The sequence below is a fragment of the Alkalibacterium sp. s-m-28 genome, assembly GCF_054658175.1.
In genome coordinates, this window is record NZ_BAAGIQ010000519.1 from 1 (window position 1) to 229 (window position 229).

General features: G+C 36.7%; 1 protein-coding gene. It reads right to left on the reverse strand.

Features of this window, described 5'->3' with window-relative positions; all coding sequences use genetic code 11:
- On the reverse strand, window positions 1-229 hold a 229-nt coding region (locus ACYQ4S_RS13100), incomplete at both ends, for a transposase (protein WP_459771623.1).

Below are 229 nucleotides of genomic sequence, written 5' to 3' on the forward strand. Positions count from 1 at the left end.
GTTGTGTTTTCGGTACTTCTTTATATTTTTTCTGGTAATAGGCTTCATACTCAGGAATATATCGTCTTACAGAGTTGGCAGCTTGAACTAAGTAATAACGTAAATAACGGTTTCCTGACTTAGACATCGGTGTCTTTTCTTTTTGATAGTTACCAGATTGATGTTTTGGCCAATAAAGACCAGCGTATTTTGCCAGTTGAGCTTCATGGTTAAATCGGTCAATTTGACC